The following is a 20,555-nucleotide window of genomic DNA, read 5'->3' as shown; positions in this document are numbered from 1 at the left end:
CCGAACGAGGTTGCACGTGGACTCCGGTACCCTCCTCTCCGGCCGCTACCGGCTGGACCGGCCCATCGACTCCGGCGCCATGGGCGCGGTCTGGCGCGCGCGGGACGAGCGGCTCGACCGCGACGTCGCCGTGAAGATCCTCCTGCCCGGCCTCGACGGCGCCGGCGAGCGCTTCGAGCGCGAGGCGAAGACCCTCGCGAGCCTGAAGGGCCCGAACTACGTCGAGGTGTACGACTTCGGCGAGGAGCTCGACGGCGACCGGACGGTCCACTACCTGGTCATGGAGCTGGTCGAGGGCGTCTCGCTGGCGCGGCTGCTCGCGCGCGAGGAGCGGCTCGACCCCGACCGCACGATGCGGATCATCGCCGAGGCCGCCGACGCGCTCGGCGCGGCGCACCGGAGGCGGATCGTCCACCGGGACGTGAAGCCCGCGAACCTCCTCATCGACGCCGACGACCGGGTCCGGGTGGTGGACTTCGGGATCTCGCTGCTGGTGGGCCGCTCGCGGCTGACCGACAGCAAGGAGGTGCTGGGCACCGTCCCGTACGTCTCGCCCGAGCGCCTGCGCAACCAGGACGTCACCGGGAAGTCCGACCTGTACTCCCTCGGCGCGGTCGCGTACGAGTGCCTGACCGGGACGCCGCCGTTCCCCGCGCAGGACCCCATGGCCGTCATCCACAGCCACCTGTACGAGGAGCCGCCCGCGCTACCCGACACGGTCCCGCCGCAGGTGGCGTCCGTGGTGTCGCGGTCACTGCGGAAGTCCCCGGACGAACGCTGGGAGTCCGGCGAGGCGCTAGCGGAGGCGTGCCGGCTGGCGACGACCGGCGAGATCTACGTGCCGCCGCCCGCGCCGGAGGCGGCTCCCGTGCGGCGGCCCTGGAGGCGATTGGCGCTCGTGGCGACCGCGGTCGCGGCCGTGGCGGCGCTGACCGCGGTGGCGCTGTGGGGCACGTGGGCGGGCGACTCGCCGTTCGGGCCCGGCGCGGGCGACGCGGAGCAGTCCACGGTGGAGGCCGCGGCCGGGGAGGGCGAGTCTGCGGCGGTCGAGTCGAGCGCGGCGGCCACGGCGTCGGCGCCGGAGTCGCCTGCGGAGGAGTCCGAGTCGGCAGCCGAGGGCGGGGCCGGTGACGGGAGTGGCGACGGCGGTTCCGAAGGGGACTCACAGGAGGGCGACGGAGGCGAGGCCGAGACCGAGGAGGCGACCGAGCCCAAGTCCGGGACCACGGAGCTGCCGTCGGTGACGGGGATGACGACGTTCGAGGCCCGCGACTTCCTAGAGGGCGAGGGGTTCGGCAACGTAGTCGCAGATGTCGGCTACTACGTGATCTCGCCCGAGCCCGCGCACTGCACCGTAGTGCAGCAGTTCCCGTCGTCGGGCTCCACGGTCGACTACGCGGACCAGGTCACGCTGTCGTACCACAGCCGCAATGCCGAAGGCACCACATGCGAGTGGTGACCGGAGTGCTGCGGGTTGACCGCCCGGGCCCCGGTCTGGATGATGGAACGGGCGACCGGTACAACAGTCCCTGCACGGTCACCTTCTGAAGCGATTGGTCTGAAGATGGAAGATAATCTGGGCGCCGCCCCCGGCGTGGTCGTCGGGGTCCTGCTCATCATCGCGGCGGTCATGTGGTTCTCCCCCGGCGCGCGCCACAAGTTCCGCAAGGCGACGCTGTGGCTGGTGATCATCGCGGTCGCGATGATCATCATCTTCGGCTACCTGAACGCCGGACAGGAGACCTAGGACCCGTACTCCCGCAGCTCGACGGCCTCGCGGCCGTGCTGCGGGATTTTTTCCGCCCGCCTATTGGAACAGATCATTCCGGTCTGCTATAGTGGAATCAAACGTTCCGTTCCACTGAACTCGGATCAGCCGGAGGCTACCGTGACCGTCATCCTCGAGACCCCCGCCGACGAAACGCCGACCGCCGAGACCGCCCCCGCGGCGGCCGAGCCGCGGACCTTCCCGCACCGCTGGCTGGGCCTCATCGCGATCCTCTCCGCGACCCTCCTGAACCTCCTCGACGCCTCGATCGTCAACGTCGCCGCCCCCGCGATCCGCGCCGAGCTCGGCGGGACCGCCGCGACGCTCCAGTGGCTCTCGGCCGGGTACACCCTCGCCCTCGCGATCGGCCTGCTGACCGGCGGCCGGCTCGGGGACATGTTCGGCCGCAAGAAGGTCCTCATGATCGGCCTGGCCGGGTTCCTGGCGGCCTCGCTCGCCTGCGGCGCCGCCGGGACGATCGAGCTCCTGCTCGCCGCCCGCGTCGTGCAGGGCGTCTTCGCCGCGGTCATGGTGCCGCAGTGCTTCGGCCTGATCCGCGACATGTTCGGCCGCGACATGGGCAAGGCGTACGCGCTGTTCGGTCCGGCCATCGGCCTGGCGACGATCGCCGGACCGGTCGTCGCCGGCGTCCTGGTCGACGCCGACCTGCTCGGCACCGGCTGGCGCTCGATCTTCCTGATCAACCTGCCGCTCGGCGCGGCCGCGGTCGTCCTCGGCGCGAAGATCCTCCCCGCCGGCGCCCCGGCCGTCAAGGGCCTCAAGCTCGACCTCGGCGGCGCGCTCCTCGCCGCGGCCGGGATGTGCCTGCTGCTGGTGCCGCTGGTCGAGGGCCGCGAGCTCGGCTGGCCGGCCTGGTCGATCGCGATGCTGATCGCCTCCGTCCCGGTCCTGGCCCTGTTCACCTGGTCGCAGACCCGCCGCGCCCGCTCCGGCCGCACCGCCCTGGTCGAGCTGAGCGTCTTCAAGAAGCGCTCCTACACCTCCGGCATCGCGTTCGTGGTGGTCTTCTTCGGCGCGATCACCGGCTTCTCCCTCGCGGTCGGCCTGTTCCTCCAGCTCGGCCTCGGCTTCGGCCCGCTCCAGGCGAGCCTGGCGATGGCCGCGTGGGCGGTCGGCGCATTCATCGGCTCCGGCTCCAGCGCGGCGCTCGCCCCGAAGCTCGGCCGCGGCGTCCTGCACGTCGGCCTCGCCACGATGACCGCCGGCCTGGCCGTGATCTGGTTCCAGTTCGGCGCCGACACCGCGCCCGGCACCTGGGCCCTCTCCCCCGCGTTCGGGGTCTTCGGGATCGGCATGGGCATGATCTTCGTGCCGCTGTTCGGGATCATCACCGGCGACCTCGAAGACCACGAGGTCGGCTCCGCCTCCGGGCTCCTGGAGTCCTTCCAGCAGGGCGCCGCGGCGCTCGGCGTCGCCGGACTCGGGACGGTGTTCTTCGGGCAGTTCGCGATCGGCGGCGGCGCGGCCGAGGCGATGCAGGCGGCCCAGCTGGTGACCGGCCTGACCGTCGGCCTCACCCTGGTGGCCTTCCTGGTCGCGTTCGGCCTCCCGAAGCAGGCCAAGGCCGGGCACTGACCCAGCCGCACCCCCTCGCCGGCCGTGCCTTCGGGCACGGCCGGCGCAGGCGTATCAGAATGAACCGCTCTGTTCCAGATAGGATGCGTGCCATGACCGACAAGCCGCTCAGCGGGCGCAAGGCGCAGGCCGCCCGCAACGACAAGCTGATCCTCGAGGCCGCCCACGAGGTGTTCGTGGACGACCCGGAGGCCCCCATCGCCGAGGTCGCCAAGCGCGCGGGCGTCGGCATCAGCGCCCTGTACCGGCGCTACCCGAGCAAGGAGGACCTCCTCCGCAAGCTCGCCGGCGACGGCCTCAACCGGTACATGGAGCTCGTGCAGGAGGCGGTCGATTCCGAGCAGGAGCCGTGGGAGGCGTTCCGCACGTTCATGCGCGCGGTCGTCCTCGCCGACACGCCCTCGATCACGGTGCGCCTGGCGGGGACCTTCACGCCGAGCCCCGAGATGTTCAAGGCCGCCATCGAGGGCGACTCGCTGAACAAGTCGCTGCTCACCCGGTTCAAGCAGGCCGGGGTCCTGCGCGACGACGTCGACAACGGCGACCTCCAGATGGTCACCGAGTCCGTCTGCTCGATCACCATCGGCGACGCCGAGCGCACCCGCGAGGTCCGCCTGCGAACTCTCGAACTCCACCTGCAAGCCCTCCGAGCCCCCGGCGCCGCCCCGCTCCCGGGCCGGACCGTCAGCGACGACGAGATGGGCGCCCGCTGGATCCCCAAGGGCGCATAGGCGACGCGAAAGGCCCGGCGACACCGCCGGGCCTTTTCTTCGTGGAGCGGACGACCGGGATCGAACCGGCGACCTACACCTTGGCAAGGTGTCGCACCAGCGCGAAGCGCTGCCAAAGGCACTGCCAACTGCGCTACGTCCGCCCCGAGCACACCCTGGTACCCGAGGCAACACGAAAGGCCCGGCGACACCGCCGGGCCTTTTCTTCGTGGAGCGGACGACCGGGATCGAACCGGCGACCTACACCTTGGCAAGGTGTCGCACCAGCGCGAAGCGCTGCCAGAGGCACTGCCAACTGCGCTACGTCCGCCCCGAGCCCGCCCCGTTACCCGAGGCAACACGAAAGGCCCGGCGACACCGCCGGGCCTTTTCTTCGTGGAGCGGACGACCGGGATCGAACCGGCGACCTACACCTTGGCAAGGTGTCGCGCTACCAACTGCGCTACGTCCGCATTCCGCAAGCCTTGACTTGCGAACGACCATACTGTAGCGCACCGTTCAACCGGACTTCATGGGGCCTTGGGCCCGATTGGGGTTCAGATCACGCCTGCGACGGGCCTAGGCCGAGCATGGCACGGGCCTCCTCGTCGAGCCCTTCGATCGCGACCTCGTGCGTGCGGTGCGCCTCCCAGCGCTCGCGGTCGAGCCGCCAGCGCCGGTCGAGTCGCCGCTGGTCGCGCAGGACCTTGTAGTCGACGCCGTCGGCGAGGTACCCGAGCTTCCGCGAGACCCCGGCCGAGGGCTCGTTCCCGTCGAAGGAGGCGCTGAGCGCGAAGTCGGCGCCGATCCCCTCGAAGAGGAACGCCAGCACGGCGGCGCGCATCTCGGTCCCGAAGCCCTGCCCGTGGTGGGCGAGGCCGAGCCAGGAGCCGGTGGTGGCCTCCCGGGTGACCCCGAACCGCTTCGCGGTGACCTCCTGCATGCCGATGACCTTGCCTTCGTGGACGGTGACGAAGGGCAGCGCCCAGTCCTCGGGGGTCGACCCGGCGATGGCCTTCATCTGCCACTGGAGGGTGGCGCGGCCGCGTTCGAGCGGTGCGGCCTCGGTCCAGGGTTCGACGAACGGCATGAAGTCGGGCGTGTGGACGCCTTCGGCGGCCCGGTCGGCGAGGGCGACCAGGTCGTCCATGTCGGGCAGGCGGAGCTCGAGGCGGTCGGTGCGGAGCCGGACGCGGTAGACCGGGAGGTAGTCGGTGAGCATGCACCGATTGTCCTGAGCGGTGCGGCGGGCCGCAATCGAGTTACGCGAGGCCGAGCATGGCGCGGGCGTCGTTGTCGAGGCCGTCGACGGCGACGTCATGGGTGCGGTGGGCCTCCCAGTCGGCGCGGGTGAGGCGCCAGCGCAGGCTGGTGACGCGTTCGCCGTTGTAGACCTGGTGGTCGATGCCGTCGGGGCGGTAGCCGAGTTTGCGGGAGACGGCTTCGGAGGGGCCGTTGCCGTCGAGGCAGTCGCTGAGGGCGTGGTCGGCGCCGAGGCCGTCGAAGAGGAGGGCGAGGACGGCGGCGCGCATCTCGGTGCCGAGGCCCTTGCCGTGGTGGGCCGCGCCGAGCCAGGAGGAGGTGGTGGCCTCGCGGGTGACGGCGTACTGCTTTCCGGCGAGGTCCTGCTTGCCGATGACGCGGCCGTCGTGGACGGCGACGAAGGGCAGGCACCAGCGGTCGGGGGTGACGGCGGCGATGAGGTTGAGGTTCCAGAGGATCGCGGTGCGTCCGCGTGCGAGCGGTTCGGCCTCGGTCCAGGCGTTCTTGAAGGGCTGGAAGTCGGGGCCGTGGACGCCGGCGGCGGCCTGGTCGGCGAGCGCGGCGAGGTCGTCGGTGTCGGGCAGGCGCAGTTCGAGGCGTGCGGTGCGCACGCGGATGCGGTAGATCGGCAGATAGTCGGCGAGCATGCGTGCGATTGTGCCCGAGCGGTCCGACGCCCGGGCGCGATCGGTCAGGCGGGCGGGTCGAGGCCGAGCATGGAGAGGACGTCGCCGTCGAGGCCGTCGATGGCGACGTCGTGGGTGCGGTGGGCCTCCCAGTCGGCGCGGGTGAGGCGCCAGCGGTTGAGGTGGCGGCGCCGGTCCTGGACGACGTGGAACTCCTCGCCGTCGGGCCGGTAGCCGAGGCGGCGGGAGACGCGGGCGGAGGCGTCGTTGCCGTCGTAGGAGCCGCTGCGGGCGGTCTCGGCGCCGAGGCCGGCGAAGGCGAGGTGGAGGACGGCGGCGCGCATCTCGGTGCCGTAGCCGTTGCCTTGGTGAGCACGGCCGATCCAGGAGCCGGAGTCGACTTCGCGGGTGAGGGCGAAGTCTTTGCCGGCGACGACCTGGACGCCGATGGGGTCGCCGTCGTGGAAGACGAAGAACGGGTATCCCCAGTCCTTGGCGTCCCAGCGGCCGACGGCGCGGTGGTACCAGAGGGCGACGCTGCGGGCGGTGGCGGCGGGGCCGTCGGCGGTCCAGGGGATGGAGAAGGGCATGAAGCCGGGGTCGTGGACGCCGGCGGCGGCGGTGTCGGCGAGGGCGGCGATCTCGTCGGGGTGCTGGGGCAGGCGCAGTTCGAGGCGGTCGGTGCGGAGCCGGAGGCGGAGGATCGGCAGGTGGTCGGCGAGCATGGTCCGATTCTCCTGAGCGGGGCCGGGGTCCGCAATCGAGTTCTGCGATGACGGCGATCGGGCGCGGGGGCGGGGGGCCGCCTAGACTTCCGGGGACGGAGTCGAGGGAGTGGAGGCGCGGCATGAACATGGGCCAGTCGGGGATGCTGTTCGTCTTCGGGATGTTCTTGCTGGTCGCGGCGATCATCATCGCGGGCCTCTTCTTCGCGGCGTCGGCGTCGAAGGCGCGGGCGGCGGCGGCGCGGGAGTCGCAGTACCGGGAGCTGGCGGAGAAGGCGAGCGTGGACGCGACGGAGATCCGGGCGTCGCTGATCGAGATCAGGTCGCGGCTGGCGTCGCTGGAGCGGCGGCGCGGCGAGGCGGAGTAGGGCCGTCGCGGGCGCGCGAGGAATTCTTCCGAATCACGGTCAATCCGCGCGCGATGGGGCACGCTCTGACGCATGGACACCGCGAAGACCGATCGCTCCGCTCCCCTGACCGATGACGAGCTCGCCGGGGTCGACGCCTACTGGCGCGCCGCGAACTACCTGACCGTGGGGCAGATCTACCTGCTCGACAACCCCCTGCTGCGGGAGCCGCTGCGGCCGGAGCACATCAAGCCGCGCCTGCTCGGGCACTGGGGCACCAGTCCGGGCCTGAGCCTGATCTACGCGCACCTCAACCGCTGCATCAAGGCCCGCGGACTGGACATGATCTACGTGTGCGGGCCGGGGCACGGCGGTCCGGCGATGGTCGCGAACACATGGCTGGAGGGCACGTACCCGGAGCTGTACCCGTCGGTGAACCACTCCGAGGAGGGGATGCGGCGGCTGTTCCGGCAGTTCTCGTTCCCGGGCGGGATCCCGTCGCATGTGGCGGCGGAGGTGCCGGGTTCGATCCACGAGGGCGGCGAGCTGGGGTACGCGCTGTCGCACGCGTTCGGGGCGGCGTTCGACAACCCGGAGCTGACGGTCGCGTGCGTGGTCGGCGACGGCGAGGCCGAGACGGGGCCGCTGGCGGGGTCGTGGTTCTCGAACGTGTTCCTGAACCCGGTCTCGGACGGCACGGTCCTGCCGATCCTGCACTTGAACGGGTACAAGATCGCGAACCAGACGATCTTCGCGCGGATCTCGGACGAGGACCGGGCGAGCTTCTTCCGCGGCTGCGGGTACGACCCGGTGCTGGTGGACGGGGACGATCCGGCGGAGGTGCACCAGGCGCTCGCGGGGGCGCTGGACGCGTGCTTCGACCGGATCGCGGAGATCCGGGCGGATGCGCGGTCGCGGGCGAACGGGCTGCCGGTGCGGCCGCGCTGGCCGATGATCGTGCTGCGCACGCCGAAGGGCTGGACGGGTCCGTCTGATGTAGACGGCACGCCGGTGGAGGGCACGTGGCGGGCGCATCAGGTGCCGCTGTCGGGGGTGCGGACGAACGCCGATCACCTGGCGATGCTCGAGGAGTGGATGCGCTCGTACCGGCCGGAGGAGCTGTTCGACGCGACGGGCGCGCCGGTGCCGGCGCTGCTGGGCCTACCACCGGAGGGCGAGGCGCGGATGAGCGCGAACCCGCACGCGAACGGCGGGCTGGTGCTGCGCGACCTGGTGCTGCCGGACTACCGGGACTACGGGGTCGAGACCGAGGGGCACGGTTCGACCGTCGGGGAGGCGACGCGGGCGCTGGGGGCGTGGCTGCGGGACGTCATGTCCGCGAACCCGGACCGGTTCCGGCTGTTCGGGCCCGACGAGGTCGAGTCGAACCGGCTGGGCGCGGTCTTCGAGACGACCGACCGGCAGTGGCAGGCGGAGATCCTGCCGACCGACGTGCACCAGGCCCCGCACGGGCGGGTCATGGAGGTCCTGTCGGAGCACCTGTGCGAGGGCTGGCTGGAGGGGTACCTGCTGACGGGCCGGCACGGCCTGTTCACCAGCTACGAGGCGTTCATCCACATCGTCGACGCGATGTTCAACCAGCACGCGAAGTGGCTGGACTCCTCGCGGGACATCCCGTGGCGGCGGCCCGTCGCGTCGCTGAACTACCTCCTGTCGAGCCACGTGTGGCGCCAGGACCACAACGGGTTCTCGCACCAGGACCCGGGCTTCATCGACCACGTGATGAACAAGAAGGCCGACATCGTGCGGGTGTACCTGCCGCCGGACGCCAACACGCTGCTGTCCACGATGGACCACTGCCTGCGGAGCCGCCAGTACGTGAACGTGGTGGTCGCCTGGAAGCAGCCCGCGCTCCAGTACACGAGCATGGAGGAGGCGGTGCGCCACTGCGAACGGGGCCTGGGGATCTGGGAGTGGGCCTCGACCGACGGCGGCGAGGAGCCCGACGTGGTCCTGGCGTGCGCCGGGGACGTGCCCACACTGGAGGTCCTGGCCGCCGCGGACCTGCTGCGGACCCACCTGCCGGAGTTGAAGGTCCGGGTGGTGAACGTGGTGGACCTGATGCGGCTCCAGCCCGAGAGCGAGCACCCGCACGGCCTCGGCGACCGCGAGTTCGACACGGTCTTCACCGCCGACCGGCCCGTCCTGTTCGCCTTCCACGGCTACCCGACGCTCATCCACCGGCTCACCTACCGGCGCACCAACCACGACAACATCCACGTGCGCGGCTACAAGGAGGAGGGCACCACGACCACGCCCTTCGACATGGTCATGCTCAACGACCTCGACCGGTTCCGCCTGGTCATGGACGTCATCGACCGCGTCCCGGGCCTGGGCCCGAACGCGGCGGGCCTGCGCCAGCGCATGGTCGACGCCCGCCACGCCGCCCGCGAGCACACCCGGACGCACGGCGAGGACCTGCCCGAGGTCGCCGATTGGAGCTGGCCAGGTTAGGTTGCCGTGCAACACAAGTGACGGAAGGCGCAGCTGCAACCGCTTGACGCTCCGCGAACACGCTTCGTTAACCTCTTAGGGGAGGCTCACCCGCTCACCCCCTTGGAGGTCCTCACGTGGCGAAGGTCAGGCCCGGACGCGTCGTAGTGGACTACGGAGAGGCCGTCGTGGTGTTCACCGGCGGCGTCAGGATCAACCGGCTGTGGAAGGTCGGGACGTGGGTGCCGGTCCTCGTCGCGCTGCGGAAGATCCTGCGGGAACTGGAGTCCGACCCGGAGCTGGGGCTACTCGACTCCCGGTTCGCCGTGAGCGGGCGGGTGGTCATGGTCGTCCAGTACTGGCGGAGCGGCGAGCACCTGGAGGAGTACGCGCACTCCCAGGAGCGCCTGCACCGCGGGTTCTGGAAGTGGTTCAACCGCAGCGTCAAGGACAACGGCGACGTGGGCCTGTGGCACGAGCTGTACCAGGTGCCCGCGGGGGCGTTCGAGACCTCGTACTTCAACATGCCGCCCTTCGGGCTCGCGCGCGCCACCAAGGAGAAGGAGGCCGCGCGCACCGATCCGGACGACCACCACCACGACCACCACGGGTCGGTCTAGAGTCCGAACGCCGTGAGGTCCCGCTCCAGGGTCTCGGTGGCCCACTTGGTCTGGTTCGCCTCCTGCTCGGGGTCGAACCCGCGCACCTTGCACTCGGCGACCAGGATGAGCATGATGTACGTGCGGTAGAGCGCGAGCCGCCGCTCCTCCCCCGCGGTCAGCGGGCGTCCCAGGAAGCCGTCCACGACCGCCGGGAACTCCGCCTCCGGGATCATCTGGAGCGACACCAGCTCGGCGATCGGGTCGCCGTAGAACGCGCGCTCGCCGTCGATGAACGCCTCCAGTGACCACCGGTCACCCTCGCGCTTCACGAAGATGTTGCCGTCCCACAGGTCGAAGTGGACCAGCGCGGGCCGCTGCACCTCGTCGAGCAGCACGTGCTCGGCCCGGACCAGGGCCCGGATGGCCGCGACCGGGCGCGGGAGGGCGGTGCCCTGCTCCTCGATGTCGTCGAGGACGTCGTCGACCATCATGCGGAACGCGGCGGACCAGGTGTCGGCCGTGGTGCGCCCGCTCGCGCGCGGGTAGCCGAAGTGCGCGCCGGTCACGGTCGCGTAGCCCGCGCTCGCGGCACCGATCTCCTTGCGCAGCAGCAGGAGCTGGTCGGCGGGGATCTCCTCGCGGACCTTCGGGAGCGGGACGCCGGCGAGCCGGTCGATGATGATGACGCCGCCCTCGGGGTCGGCGTGCCACAGCCGCGGCATGGGCACGCCCGCGGCGATGCCCCGCTCGAAGCACTCGATCTCGGTCGCCATGAGGTCGACCTCGTAGCGCAGCAGCTTCAGGCCCCGGTCGGGGGCGACCTTGACGACGACGCGGCGGCCGTCGGTGATCGCGAGGGCGTGCGCGGCGTTGAAGAAGCCGTCCTTGAACTCCTCGTGGGCGGTGAACTCGAGGTCGGCGCCGAGCGCGCCGCGGACGAGGGCCTCGACGTCGGCGCGGTCGAGGCGGGGGCGGATGGCGACTTCGGACATGGCGCCATTCTGGCCGGGGAGCGGCGGCGGCGCAACAGCGTTCCCACCGCGGCCGAACGGCCCCGGAGCGCATCGCTCCGGGGCCGTCGGGTCACGGCGGTTCAGCCCGCTTTGAGGGCCGCCAGGCGGGCCTCCACGTCGGCGTCGGTGCTGACGTCGTTCAGAGCCTCGAACTGGCTGTCGAGCGAGGACATCGCGAGCTCCTGGTGGCCGCGGACCTTCGCCTCCTCGCGGCGGACCTTGTCCTCGAAGCGGCTCACCTCGCTGAGCGGGTCCATCACGTCGATCGAGCCGATGGCCTCGTTGACCTTCTGCTGCGCCTCGGCGGTCTTGGAGCGGGCCGCGAGACTGGAGCGCTTCGCCTGGAGCTCGTTGAGCTTGTCCTTCATCTGGCCCAGGCCGGTCTTGAGCTTGTCGACGACCTCCTGCTGGCTCTTGATGATCGGGGCCTCGTCGGACATCTCCTTCTCGACGCCGATCTGCTTCCCGAGGGCGACCTTCGCGAGGTTGTCGAACTTGTCGGCCTCGTCGGTGCTCCCGGCGGCGCGCAGCTGGTCGGCCTTCTGGCTCGCGTTCTTGGCCTTGACGCCCCACTCCTCGGCGGCCTTCTGGTCCGCGGCGTAGTCCTCCTCCATCAGCCGCAGGTTCCCGATGGTCTCAGCGATGGCGTTCTCGGCGTCCACGATGCTGTTCTTGTAGTCCCGCTCGATCTGGGCGAGCATCTTGGCGGGGTCCTCGGCATTGTCGATGGCGTCGTTGATGTTCGCCTTGACGAGCTGGGAGATCCGCCCGAAGATCGACTGCTTCTTCGACATTGGTCCACTCCTGTTTCAAACTCGGTGCAGTGCATTGGGTCAGAGGGCTGCGCCCCGGATTCAGAACCGGCCCCCACCCCCTCGCCTCCCGCGGGTGCCCGAGCCGCCGAACGACCCGGGCCCGCGGCGGCCCCCGCCGCCGCCGAAACCGCCCCCGCCGAAGCCCCCCGGGCCGCGGTTCCCGCCGCCGCCGAGGATCTGGCCGAGCAGGATGCCGCCGAGCATCGCGCCGGCGTTCCCGCCGCCACCGCCGCCCTTGTTCGGGTTGGACGGGGCGAGGTAGCCCTGCACGTCCTGCTGGGCGAGCTGCGACGCGGCGTTCGCGAGCTGGTCGGCGCGCTGCGCCAGCGCGAGCGCCTGCACCGGGTCGGTGGCGGCGAGCGCGCGGGCCTGCGCGAGCTGCTGGTTGGCCTCGTTGAGTCGGGTGCGGGCCTCGGGGCCGACCGCGCCGCGGTTGGTGGTCACGTAGTCCTCGACGGCGGCCGCGGTGCTCTGGGCCGACAGGAGCATCTGCTGGAGCTGGGCCTGGGCCTTCTGCGCGTGCTGCACGGCCCCTTGGAGGGCGCGGACCTCCTGCTCGAGGTCGAGGGAGGCCTGCTCGACGCGGCCGGTGGCGGCGAGCGGGTCCTGTCCGGACGCCGCCTTGACATCCGCGATGGCGGCGCGGAGGTTCGCGGCCTTGGCGGCGACGGCCTGGCCGCCTTGGGCGGTGGCGAGGCGCTCGGCGTCGGCGGCGTCCTGCTCGGCCTCGGCGAGGACGCCGGGGAGCTGGGCGGCGGCCTCGTCGAGTTCGCCGCCGCGGCGCACGACGGCGGCGGCCATCTGCTCGGCCTGGCCGACGGCCTCCTCGGCGGCGCGCAGGAGGACGGCGGCCTTGGAGCCGTCGTCGGCGGCGACGGCCTGGTCGGCCTCGGCGAGCTGGTCGTGGGCGAAGCGGAGGCGGTCGGCGGCGGTGTCGGGGAAGTCGCGGACCGTCTCGACGGCGGAGGCCGGGTAGGCGGCGCCCATGGCCGCGAGTGCGGCGCGGGCGGCGTAGAGGTCGATGCCCGCCGCGCGCTCCTTGAGCGCGGCGATGGCTTCGGGGGCGCGCTTGCCGAGGTCGCGGAGGGCGTCGAAGTCGTCGGCGACGGCGTCGAGGTCGTCGTTGGCCTTGGTGAGGCGGTCGATGATGTCGGCGAGCATGCGGCGGCGCTCGTCCTCGGTCTCGGGCCGGTCGTCGTCGAGGAGCTGCCTGGTGCGGAACGACTGGGACAGCTGCTCCTTCGCGGCCTGGAGAGTCGCGGAGAACGTGCCGGTGGCCTCGTCGCCGAACTCGGCGACGGCGAAGCCCAGTTCCTGCTCGCTGGTGCGCAGGGCGTCGTCGGTCTCGACGAGGAGCCGGTTGGCCTCGCTGTTGAGGTCCTCGGTGGACCGCTGGGCGACGGGCGGCGCGCCCGCGCCCCCGGCGGCGGCGGGGCGCTTCCTGCGGCGGCGCATCCAGATCACGGCGCCGACGACCACGGCGGCGACGGCGAGGAGGCAGAGGACGACGCCGACAACGTTGACGCCGGAGCCCGATCCGGCCCCGGCGACGTCGCCGCCCTCGTAGGCGGCCTCGTATCCGGCGGCGGCGTCGACGGCGGCCTGGGCCCAGTCGCCGCTCTGGAGCTGCGGGGCGATGAGGCTGGAGGCGACCTCGTTGAGCTGGGTGTCGGTGAGCGGGAAGTCGGCGTCGACCGACCAGGTGTAGCGGCGGTCGCCGGTGGCGATCGCGAGGAGGAGGTCCTGGGAGCCGAGGCCGGAGTCGACGGCGCTGGTGTCGGCCCAGGTCTGGGGCGAGTACGAGTCGAAGCTCTCGATGTAGGCGACGTAGAGGCCGATGCCGGTGGAGGACCGGAGGTCGTCGATCGCCTCCTGGACCTCGCCGGCGCGGTCGCCGAGGGCGTCGACCTGGTCGGTGACGGTGCCCGAGAGCGTGATCGGCGCGACCGCCTCGGCGGCGGCCGGCTGGAGGAGGACGGCTGCGAAGACCGCCGCGGTCAGCGCCGCGGCGGCCCGCCTGGCCGTGCTGCCGGTTCGGTTCATCGCGGACCGCACCCCCGTTCGGTCGGAAACGAAGTCAGTCTAGGAGCGCGTCGTCGCAGGTCGGGCGCTTTCGGAAGATCTCCTCGGGTCCGGGGCGGCGGCGTCGGGCCTCGGAACGGCCGGTGACGCCGGTCACGGCTGAAATATTCGGAGGCGTCCGCGCGTCGTATAGGTCGTTAGCACTCAACACCCGAGAGTGCTAACACTGAGGACAAAGGAGACCATCATGATCGTTCGCTACCAGCACCCCTATGCGGCGTTCCGTCAGTTCGACCGCGAGTTCGAGCGCCTCGTGCGCCTGGGCTTCGGCCGCGCCGCCGTCCAGAACTCCCTCCGCGCCGACGTCTACACCGAGGGCGAGGACCTGGTCGTCCGCGCCGCCGTGCCGGGTGTCGGCGCCGAGGACGTGACCGTCGAGCTCGACGGCCGCCGCCTCTCGGTCACCGCCGAGCGCAAGGCCCGCGAGAGCGCCGAGGGCGACCGCTACCTGGTGCGCGGCCTCGCCGCCGGCTCCTTCCGCCGCGAGTTCACGCTCCCGGAGGGCACCGCGGCCGAGCAGCTGTCCGCCGAGGTCGCCGACGGCATCCTGACGGTCCGCGTCGCCGGTGCGGTCAAGCCCGCCCGGGAGGCCGTGCGGATCCCCGTCACGGGCGCCCCGGTCGAGATCGAGGCCGAGGGCACCGAGTCCGAGTAACCGAACACCGCGAAGGGCCCCGGAGCGATCCGGGGCCCTTCGCGTGCGCTCACGCCCGGCCGAGCCGCCTCCCCACGAGGGCCAGGTTCTGGATCGTGGCGAGGCCGCACTGGGCGGCGTCGTTCGTGGACAGCGTGCGCGCCTCGTCGACCGGGGCGAGCACCTCCGGCGGGAGGATCCGCACGGCGCGGAAGGCGTCCTCCCCCATGAACTCGCCGCCCTTGAAGTACGCCTGCCACGCCCGGTCGGCGAGGGCGTCGTCGCCGAGGCGGTCCGCCGCGTAGGCCGCGAGCCGCGAGTGCGCCTGCTCCAGGTGGACGCCGTCGGGGGCCGTCCCGAGCTCCGCGGCCTGCTCCTCGGGCGAGGCGAGGTAGAGGCGGCAGTACTGGAGCCACGCGTCCCGGAACCCGGGGGCCTCGACCAGCCCGGCGTCGATGAGCGACACCAGCTCGCTGCACACCTCGACGAGGCCGAACACGGCCGAGAGGTGGGAAAGCGAGACTCGGTCGCGGCCGGTGTCGAACCGTCCCGTGTCGAGGTCGTAGAGGGCCTCGCCGGTGAAGAAGCCCTTCGGCAGGGCGCCGATGTCGGCCATGGTGCCCAGGAGGCGGTCGCGCGAGCGCGCGTTCCCGGTGATCTCCCAGTCCGCGAGCCAGGTCGCGGCGAGCGCGCTCCAGTCGGTGCCGAGGCCGACGGCGAGCGCGCGGCGCTCGGGCCGGTAGGTCGCCGCGTCGGCCCGCACCTTGCGGGTGGGGTCGAGCGCGAGGAACGCGGCGTCGGAGTCGCGCAGCTCCAGCATGAGGTCGCGGGTGTGCTCGTCGCCGGTGAGGAAGTAGTGGGCGCGGCGGTACGCGGGCGTGGAGATGCGGACCTGCTTGGCGCTGCACCCCCAGTGCTGCACGTTGTGCCTGGTGCCCAGGCCCTGCCAGGGGCCGGCGTGGTAGACGTCGACGTCGCCGGTGTGGCGGGTCATGCGCTCGGCGAGGCGGAAGGCGTCGGCGCGGCCGGTCCGCAGGAACGAGGTCCACAGCCACAGGTCGGGCGACAGCTCGGAGTTGTCCCAGGCGTAGCCGCCGACGTCGTAGCGCCAGGTGTGGCGGTCGGCGTCGTAGGCGTGCATGACGTCGCCGTAGTTCCAGAACCCGTACCAGGAGCGCTGGTCGACCTGTCCGACGTAGAAGTCGAGGAGGAAGTCGAGGCGGTCCTCCAGGGCGGCGCGGCGGGGGTCGGTGCGGTCGGGGAGGTCCCAGTCGCCGAGGACGCCGGCCGCGTGGAGCGCCTCCGGGGAGGCGGCGAGCTGGGGGCGGAGGGCGGTGCCGTGCGCGAGGCGCGCGAGTTCGGCGACCGGCGGGGTCGCGGCGAACGGCGTGACGGTGAGTTCGTGGGTGCGGCCGATGCCGTGGGCGGTGCCGAAGCCGGGTTCGTAGTCCTCGTAGGTGATCTCGAGGGCGTCGAGCTGGTCGGCGTAGTCCTCCTGGCCGAGCCCGTCGTGGTAGAACCGCAGGTCCATGGGGGCGGCGTCGGGCGACCAGAGCCAGACGGCGAGGGTGGCGGCCTCGGTGTCGGCGGCCCGCACGTCGAGGCCGACCGGGTGCGACTGCCAGAACCCGGTGAGCCCCAGGGCGAGTCCGCCGCCGGTGTCGCCGACGTAGGCGAGCCCGTCGGCGCGGGTGCCCTGCGCGACGCCGATCCAGGGGCGGTCGGGCGCGGTGCGCTTGTGGATCGAGTAGCCGTTGGCGTTGGGCTGGCGGAGCGTGTAGTCGGCCCAGGCGGGGATCCACTGCGAGAGGCGCTCGACGTCGCGGTCCCAGGCGGCCGGGGCCGGCGTCGGGCGGCCGTCGAGTTGGGCGGCGCGCACCTCGGCGCCGGGGTCGCGGCGCAGGCCGGTGAGGCCGCGCACGGCCTCGCGCAGGAACCCGCCGTCGGCGCCCGCGAGGCGCACGTGCCGGTCGTGGAGGTCGGCGCGCAGCGGCACGGTGAATTCCAGGCCGAGCGAGGACAGGAAGTCCCGGTCGGGGTCGCCGTCCCAGACGAAGGAGTGGACGATCCGGAAGGTCGCGGCCCCGGCGGCGAAGACCAGGCGCACGGTGAACGGCAGCCACTCGCGGCCGGTCGCCTCGCGGTGGGCGCCGGTGACCTTCACGACGGCTCGGAGCGGGCCGTCCTGCTCGACCTCGGCGCCGGTGACGTGGCCGACGGCGTCGGTCCGGCCGCTCGCGTCGGGCTCGGGGCGGTCCTGGCGGCTGGAGACGAGGCGCCCGGCCGAGGCGACCTCGTCGCCGCCGGTCCGGATGGAGCGGACGAGGTCGGTGCCGCTGCGGGACAGCGTGATCCGCGCGGCGCCGGTGTCGACCTCGACGGCGTCGGCGGTCTCGGTGACGGTGATCCGGCGGGCCGGTGCGGGCCCGGTGCCGCGCACGACCCGGTAGCCGTCGGCGGGTTCGCCCGCGCCGAGGGCGACGCCGGCCCATTTGACGCTGCCGTCGGGCCAGGCGGCGAGCCGCCACGTCTGGGCCGGGACGGGCGCGCCGACGGCGTCGAGGACCGCGAGTTCAGCGGGGTCGGTCACCGCGCCGGGCGGGAGCGGGACGCCGCAGGTGACGCCCGCGAGGCCCAGGTCGGGCGCGGCGTCGTCGAGCCAGCGCAGGGGGACGTCGACGGGAGTGGGGTTCGGCGTGGTGGTCATGGCAGCGCGGTCACCTCGAGGTCGCGGTAGTGGGAGACGAGCGGGGCCATCTGGCGGAAGCCGATCCGGCCCGCGCCCAGCGGCTCGTCGTCGTGGAACGTGAAGAGGGTCAGGCCGTCGATCGCGAACGACACCTCCGGGCCGCGCTTGACGACGCGGGCCCGGTAGTGGCCGTCGGCGTCCTCGGGCCCGGGCAGCGGGTCCGCGCCCTGGGCGACCAGGTGGAACCCGGGGCTCTTGCGGAGGTTGCAGGTGCGGAAGCGGCGCTCGGCCGGCCATTTGCGCCGCAGGTAGGACACGTGCAGGGTCGCGACGTCGCCGGAGTGGTACTGCGGGTACCAGCCGGTGCGCGGCGCGAGCGCGGGGTCGAACAGGTCGCGCCCGCCGGTCCCGGTCGCGGCGAAGAACAGCATCGCCAGGCCGTCGCCGGCGAGGGGCCGGACGTCCCACTCGATCGCGACGTCGGCGGGGAACACCTCGGGGCACCACAGCGTGAAGTGGGCGTGGTCGCCGCGTCCGGCGGCGGCGAGCGCGGCCTCGTCGGCGGTGCTGGAGAGGACGAGGCCGCCGTCCGCGTGCGCGATCCCCGCGGGGCCCTCGGCGGTCCAGCCGGCGAGGTCCGCGGGGGCCGCGAGCGGGTTGCGGTAGGTCACGGCCGCACCAGCCACTGCCCCAGGGGCTCCTGGTCGTCGCCGACGCCGTCGAGGGCGTGCAGGTGCTCGGCGACGAACCGGGCGACGGCGCCCGCGCCCGCGGTCGTGAAGTGGGTGTTGTCGTTCCGGAGCTTGTCGTCGACCACGACGCCGAGGTCGGCGGCCGCGCCGTGGACGAACAGCGCGGCCGACCGGTCCTCGCCGAGCCAGGTGTAGAGCCAGCGGGTGAACGGCGTCAGGTCGATGACGGGCACGCCCAGTTCCCGGCCGAGGGCGCGCACGGCGGCGGGGTAGGGGCCGTGCGAGCGGCGCAGGGCCCCGTCGGCGAACATGCGGCGCTCGACGCTGGTGGCGAGGACGGGCCGGGCCCCGGCGGCGCGGGTCTCGGCGGTGAAGACGGCGAGCCGGTCGCGGTAGCCGCCGTCCGCGGCGAGGGTCTCGGGCTCCTTCTGGTCGTTGTGGCCGAACTGGATCACGACGGTGTCGCCGGGCGCGAGCTCGGCGGCGAGGGCGTCCCAGCGGCCCTCCTCGCGGAAGGACAGGGTGGTCGCGCCGCCCTTGGCGTGGTTGCGGACCGGTTCGTCCGTGAACCGCTGGAGCTCGTCGCCCCAGCCGAGGAGCGGCAGGTCGGGGCGGCCGGCGGTGGCGCCGCCGTCGGTGGGGGCGACGGTGGAGTCGCCGGCGAGGTGGATCGTCATCAGCCCTTCACACTTCCGATCAGCATGCCTTTGGCGAAGTGCTTCTGGAGGAACGGGTACGCCAGGAGCACGGGGATGGTCGCGATGACGACCACCGCGAACTTGATGCCCTGCGCGGGCGGCGGCACGTCGGTCGCCATCTCGTCGGCCGAGAGGGAGGCCGCGGCCGTGACCTGCCGCAGGATCATCTGGAGCGTCCACTTGCCGGTGTCGCTGAGGTACAGCAGCGGCGAGAGGTAGTCGTTCCAGATGCCGACGGCGTAGAACAGCGCGAACGTCGCCAGCACGGGTTTGGACAGCGGGAGGATCACGTGCCACAGGACCTGGAGCTCGTTCGCGCCGTCGATCTTCGCCGACTCCTCCAGCTCCTGCGGGAGCTGCTGGAAGAAGTTCTTGATGATGATGAGGCTGAACGGGTTGATCGCCATCGGCAGGATGAGCGCCCAGTACGTGTCGAGCAGGCCGAGGTCCTTGACGACGAGGAACGTGGGGATCATGCCGGCGCTGAAGACCATGGTGAACACGACGAGGCTGAGGATGGTGCGGCGGCCGGGGAGGTCGGCCTTGGAGAGCGGGTACGCCATCAGCGCGGTCAGGGCCAGCTGCACGAGCGTGCCGACGAAGGTGACGACGACGGTGGTCGCGAAGGCGCGCACGAACACGTCCGAGGACAGGATCGACTGGTACGAGCTGGTGGTGATCTCGTTCGGCCACACGAAGAACGGCCGGGTGGTGATCTCCAGCTCGGTCGCGAAGGACCCGGCGAGGACGTACAGGAACGGCAGGATCGCGAGCAGTCCGACGCCGGTGAGGACGACGACGTTGAGGACGTCGAAGGCGCGGCCGGCCCGGGTGTTGAACCGCTTGTGGGAGGTGGAGGCCATCAGAAGATCCCCTGCTGGTTGAAGCGCTTGGCGAGCCAGTTGGTGCCGAAGATGAGCACGAGCCCCACGAGCGCCTTGAACAGGCCGACGGCCGTGGAGTAGGAGTAGGCGCCCTGCTCGATGCCGGCGAAGTAGACGTACGTGTCGAACACGTCGGCCACGGTCCGGTTGAGCGAGTTCGACATCAGGTAGATCTGCTCGAACCCGGTGTTGAGGATCTGCCCGGTGTGGAGGATGAGCAGCACCACGATCGTCGGGAGGATCGAGGGGATCGTGATGTGCCAGACGCGCTGCCAGCGCCCGGCGCCGTCGATGACGGCGGCCTCGTACTGCTCCTGGTCGACCCCGGCGAGGGCCGCGAGGAAGATGATGGTGCCCCAGCCGGTGTCCTTCCAGACCATCTGCATGAGCACGAGCGGGCGGAACCAGTCGGGGTCGGCGAGCATGTTCGCGTCGGTGCCGAGGAGCCCGGAGAAGAACGTCCACAGTGGTCCGGTGCCGATCGCGAACAGCAGCGCGGTGATGGAGACGACGACGGTCCACGACAGGAAGTGCGGGATGTAGACGAGCGTCTGCACGGTGCGCTTGAGGATCTGGAGGCGCAGCTCGTTGAGGAGCAGCGCGAGCACGATGGTGAGCGGGAACGCGATGAAGAGGCTGAGCCCGGCGACGACGAGAGTGTTGGTGAGCAGCCGGGGGAAGTCGGGGTTGGTGAGGAACGCCTGGAAGTGGGCCAGGCCGACCCATTCGCTGCCGTCGATGCCGAGGAACGGGATGTAGTTCTTGAACGCGATGCGGGCGCCGTACATGGGCCAGAACCGGAACAGGGCGAAGTAGAGGAGGCCGGGCAGCATGAGGAGGAACAGCCAGCGGTAGCGCACCGCGGCGGTCCAAGGGCCCCGGCGGGCGGGCGTCCTCGCGCCCGGTGGTTCGCGGTCGGCCTCGATGGCGGTCGTCATCGCAGTCTCCTTGGGGGTC

The 20,555-nt window shown here is 72.0% G+C and carries 19 protein-coding genes and 3 tRNA genes; 8 read left to right on the top strand and 14 right to left on the bottom strand.

The annotated features are described in order from the left end of the window. Positions 1–16: 16 nt before the first annotated feature. The 4 genes from ABD419_RS08165 (at position 17) to ABD419_RS08150 (ending at position 4,095) form a co-directional block, all read left to right on the top strand. Positions 17–1,459, top strand: coding sequence for a serine/threonine-protein kinase (locus ABD419_RS08165; RefSeq protein WP_344484255.1), 1,443 nt, complete (start codon positions 17–19; stop codon positions 1,457–1,459). Positions 1,460–1,564: 105 nt separating this feature from the next. Further along, positions 1,565–1,747: a hypothetical protein gene (locus ABD419_RS08160; RefSeq protein WP_344484252.1), complete on the top strand. Its 183-nt coding sequence runs from the start codon at positions 1,565–1,567 to the stop codon at positions 1,745–1,747. Positions 1,748–1,888: 141 nt separating this feature from the next. Next, positions 1,889–3,364: an MFS transporter gene (locus ABD419_RS08155; RefSeq protein ID WP_344484249.1), complete on the top strand. Its 1,476-nt coding sequence runs from the start codon at positions 1,889–1,891 to the stop codon at positions 3,362–3,364. Between the two features lie 92 nt (positions 3,365–3,456). Beyond that, on the top strand, positions 3,457–4,095 hold the full coding sequence (locus tag ABD419_RS08150) for a TetR/AcrR family transcriptional regulator (protein WP_344484247.1): 639 nt from the start codon (positions 3,457–3,459) through the stop codon (positions 4,093–4,095). A gap of 42 nt (positions 4,096–4,137) precedes the next feature. On the opposite strand, the gene ABD419_RS08145 is transcribed toward ABD419_RS08150, so the two are convergent. The 6 genes from ABD419_RS08145 to ABD419_RS08120 all read right to left on the bottom strand — a co-directional run bounded on the left by ABD419_RS08145 (position 4,138) and on the right by ABD419_RS08120 (position 6,688). Beyond that, positions 4,138–4,238 (bottom strand) — tRNA-Gly (locus ABD419_RS08145). A 66-nt stretch (positions 4,239–4,304) separates the two neighbouring features. Further along, positions 4,305–4,405, bottom strand: a tRNA-Gly gene (locus tag ABD419_RS08140). Between the two features lie 66 nt (positions 4,406–4,471). Next, positions 4,472–4,547, bottom strand: a tRNA-Gly gene (locus ABD419_RS08135). A gap of 89 nt (positions 4,548–4,636) precedes the next feature. Continuing rightward, positions 4,637–5,296, bottom strand: coding sequence for a GNAT family N-acetyltransferase (locus ABD419_RS08130; RefSeq protein ID WP_344484245.1), 660 nt, complete (start codon positions 5,294–5,296; stop codon positions 4,637–4,639). A gap of 40 nt (positions 5,297–5,336) precedes the next feature. Further along, the gene (locus ABD419_RS08125; RefSeq protein ID WP_344484242.1) at positions 5,337–5,984 is read right to left on the bottom strand and encodes a GNAT family N-acetyltransferase; all 648 of its coding nucleotides are present in this window, start codon (positions 5,982–5,984) and stop codon (positions 5,337–5,339) included. A 44-nt stretch (positions 5,985–6,028) separates the two neighbouring features. Beyond that, on the bottom strand, positions 6,029–6,688 hold the full coding sequence (locus ABD419_RS08120) for a GNAT family N-acetyltransferase (protein WP_344484240.1): 660 nt from the start codon (positions 6,686–6,688) through the stop codon (positions 6,029–6,031). A gap of 122 nt (positions 6,689–6,810) precedes the next feature. On the opposite strand from ABD419_RS08120, the gene ABD419_RS08115 reads away from it, so the two are divergent. The 3 genes from ABD419_RS08115 to ABD419_RS08105 all read left to right on the top strand — a co-directional run bounded on the left by ABD419_RS08115 (position 6,811) and on the right by ABD419_RS08105 (position 10,109). Then, positions 6,811–7,056, top strand: coding sequence for a hypothetical protein (locus ABD419_RS08115; RefSeq protein ID WP_344484238.1), 246 nt, complete (start codon positions 6,811–6,813; stop codon positions 7,054–7,056). A 72-nt stretch (positions 7,057–7,128) separates the two neighbouring features. After that, positions 7,129–9,510 (top strand): phosphoketolase family protein, encoded by a 2,382-nt coding sequence (locus ABD419_RS08110; RefSeq protein WP_344484235.1) that lies wholly within the window; start codon positions 7,129–7,131, stop codon positions 9,508–9,510. A 116-nt stretch (positions 9,511–9,626) separates the two neighbouring features. Beyond that, positions 9,627–10,109: a DUF4188 domain-containing protein gene (locus ABD419_RS08105; RefSeq protein WP_344484232.1), complete on the top strand. Its 483-nt coding sequence runs from the start codon at positions 9,627–9,629 to the stop codon at positions 10,107–10,109. Here the strand turns inward: ABD419_RS08105 and ABD419_RS08100 are convergent. The 3 genes from ABD419_RS08100 to ABD419_RS08090 form a co-directional block, all read right to left on the bottom strand. Next, entirely contained in the window at positions 10,106–11,083 is a 978-nt protein-coding gene (locus ABD419_RS08100) for a phosphotransferase family protein (RefSeq protein WP_344484229.1), read from the bottom strand. The genes ABD419_RS08105 and ABD419_RS08100 overlap by 4 nt on opposite strands. A gap of 101 nt (positions 11,084–11,184) precedes the next feature. Beyond that, the gene (locus ABD419_RS08095) at positions 11,185–11,898 is read right to left on the bottom strand and encodes a PspA/IM30 family protein (protein ID WP_344484226.1); all 714 of its coding nucleotides are present in this window, start codon (positions 11,896–11,898) and stop codon (positions 11,185–11,187) included. Positions 11,899–11,958: 60 nt separating this feature from the next. Further along, positions 11,959–13,962 (bottom strand): TPM domain-containing protein, encoded by a 2,004-nt coding sequence (locus tag ABD419_RS08090; protein WP_344484223.1) that lies wholly within the window; start codon positions 13,960–13,962, stop codon positions 11,959–11,961. 226 nt (positions 13,963–14,188) lie between these two features. Here ABD419_RS08090 and ABD419_RS08085 point away from each other — a divergent pair, with 226 nt between their 5' ends. Then, positions 14,189–14,656, top strand: coding sequence for an Hsp20/alpha crystallin family protein (locus ABD419_RS08085; protein WP_344484220.1), 468 nt, complete (start codon positions 14,189–14,191; stop codon positions 14,654–14,656). Between the two features lie 49 nt (positions 14,657–14,705). Here the strand turns inward: ABD419_RS08085 and ABD419_RS08080 are convergent, their stop codons facing one another. The 5 genes from ABD419_RS08080 to ABD419_RS08060 are packed head-to-tail and all read right to left on the bottom strand — an operon-like array spanning position 14,706 to position 20,536. Further along, the gene (locus ABD419_RS08080) at positions 14,706–17,342 is read right to left on the bottom strand and encodes an exo-rhamnogalacturonan lyase family protein (protein ID WP_344484217.1); all 2,637 of its coding nucleotides are present in this window, start codon (positions 17,340–17,342) and stop codon (positions 14,706–14,708) included. Further along, the gene (locus ABD419_RS08075; protein ID WP_344484214.1) at positions 17,339–17,995 is read right to left on the bottom strand and encodes a DUF1961 family protein; all 657 of its coding nucleotides are present in this window, start codon (positions 17,993–17,995) and stop codon (positions 17,339–17,341) included. Before ABD419_RS08075 ends, ABD419_RS08080 begins: the two co-directional genes overlap by 4 nt. After that, positions 17,992–18,693: a rhamnogalacturonan acetylesterase gene (locus ABD419_RS08070; protein WP_344484211.1), complete on the bottom strand. Its 702-nt coding sequence runs from the start codon at positions 18,691–18,693 to the stop codon at positions 17,992–17,994. The genes ABD419_RS08075 and ABD419_RS08070 overlap by 4 nt, the downstream gene beginning before the upstream one ends. Further along, a complete protein-coding gene (locus ABD419_RS08065; protein WP_344484208.1) occupies positions 18,693–19,577 on the bottom strand; it encodes a carbohydrate ABC transporter permease in 885 nt (294 codons plus the stop codon). Before ABD419_RS08065 ends, ABD419_RS08070 begins: the two co-directional genes overlap by 1 nt. After that, positions 19,577–20,536 carry an ABC transporter permease gene (locus ABD419_RS08060; protein ID WP_344484205.1) on the bottom strand — a complete coding sequence of 320 codons (960 nt, stop codon included), beginning with the start codon at positions 20,534–20,536 and terminating at the stop codon, positions 19,577–19,579. The genes ABD419_RS08065 and ABD419_RS08060 overlap by 1 nt, the downstream gene beginning before the upstream one ends. Positions 20,537–20,555 lie beyond the last annotated feature (19 nt).

Source organism: Glycomyces endophyticus, assembly GCF_039531525.1.
Classification (GTDB): Bacteria; Actinomycetota; Actinomycetes; order Mycobacteriales; family Micromonosporaceae; genus Glycomyces; species Glycomyces endophyticus.
The sequence above is the reverse complement of the archived record's forward strand: the minus strand, read 5'-3'. Positions and strand labels throughout refer to the sequence as shown.

Excerpts from the sequence above, each read along its gene's own strand:
- ABD419_RS08160 (WP_344484252.1), top strand. The coding sequence starts at position 1,565 with ATGGAAGATAATCTGGGCGCCGCCCCCGGCGTGGTCGTCGGGGTCCTG.
- ABD419_RS08150 (WP_344484247.1), top strand. The coding sequence starts at position 3,457 with ATGACCGACAAGCCGCTCAGCGGGCGCAAGGCGCAGGCCGCCCGCAAC.
- ABD419_RS08130 (WP_344484245.1), bottom strand. The coding sequence starts at position 5,296 with ATGCTCACCGACTACCTCCCGGTCTACCGCGTCCGGCTCCGCACCGAC.
- ABD419_RS08125 (WP_344484242.1), bottom strand. The coding sequence starts at position 5,984 with ATGCTCGCCGACTATCTGCCGATCTACCGCATCCGCGTGCGCACCGCA.
- ABD419_RS08120 (WP_344484240.1), bottom strand. The coding sequence starts at position 6,688 with ATGCTCGCCGACCACCTGCCGATCCTCCGCCTCCGGCTCCGCACCGAC.
- ABD419_RS08115 (WP_344484238.1), top strand. The coding sequence starts at position 6,811 with ATGAACATGGGCCAGTCGGGGATGCTGTTCGTCTTCGGGATGTTCTTG.
- ABD419_RS08110 (WP_344484235.1), top strand. The coding sequence starts at position 7,129 with ATGGACACCGCGAAGACCGATCGCTCCGCTCCCCTGACCGATGACGAG.
- ABD419_RS08100 (WP_344484229.1), bottom strand. The coding sequence starts at position 11,083 with ATGTCCGAAGTCGCCATCCGCCCCCGCCTCGACCGCGCCGACGTCGAG.
- ABD419_RS08095 (WP_344484226.1), bottom strand. The coding sequence starts at position 11,898 with ATGTCGAAGAAGCAGTCGATCTTCGGGCGGATCTCCCAGCTCGTCAAG.
- ABD419_RS08090 (WP_344484223.1), bottom strand. The coding sequence starts at position 13,962 with ATGAACCGAACCGGCAGCACGGCCAGGCGGGCCGCCGCGGCGCTGACC.
- ABD419_RS08085 (WP_344484220.1), top strand. The coding sequence starts at position 14,189 with ATGATCGTTCGCTACCAGCACCCCTATGCGGCGTTCCGTCAGTTCGAC.
- ABD419_RS08080 (WP_344484217.1), bottom strand. The coding sequence starts at position 17,342 with ATGACCACCACGCCGAACCCCACTCCCGTCGACGTCCCCCTGCGCTGG.
- ABD419_RS08070 (WP_344484211.1), bottom strand. The coding sequence starts at position 18,693 with ATGACGATCCACCTCGCCGGCGACTCCACCGTCGCCCCCACCGACGGC.
- ABD419_RS08065 (WP_344484208.1), bottom strand. The coding sequence starts at position 19,577 with ATGGCCTCCACCTCCCACAAGCGGTTCAACACCCGGGCCGGCCGCGCC.
- ABD419_RS08060 (WP_344484205.1), bottom strand. The coding sequence starts at position 20,536 with ATGACGACCGCCATCGAGGCCGACCGCGAACCACCGGGCGCGAGGACG.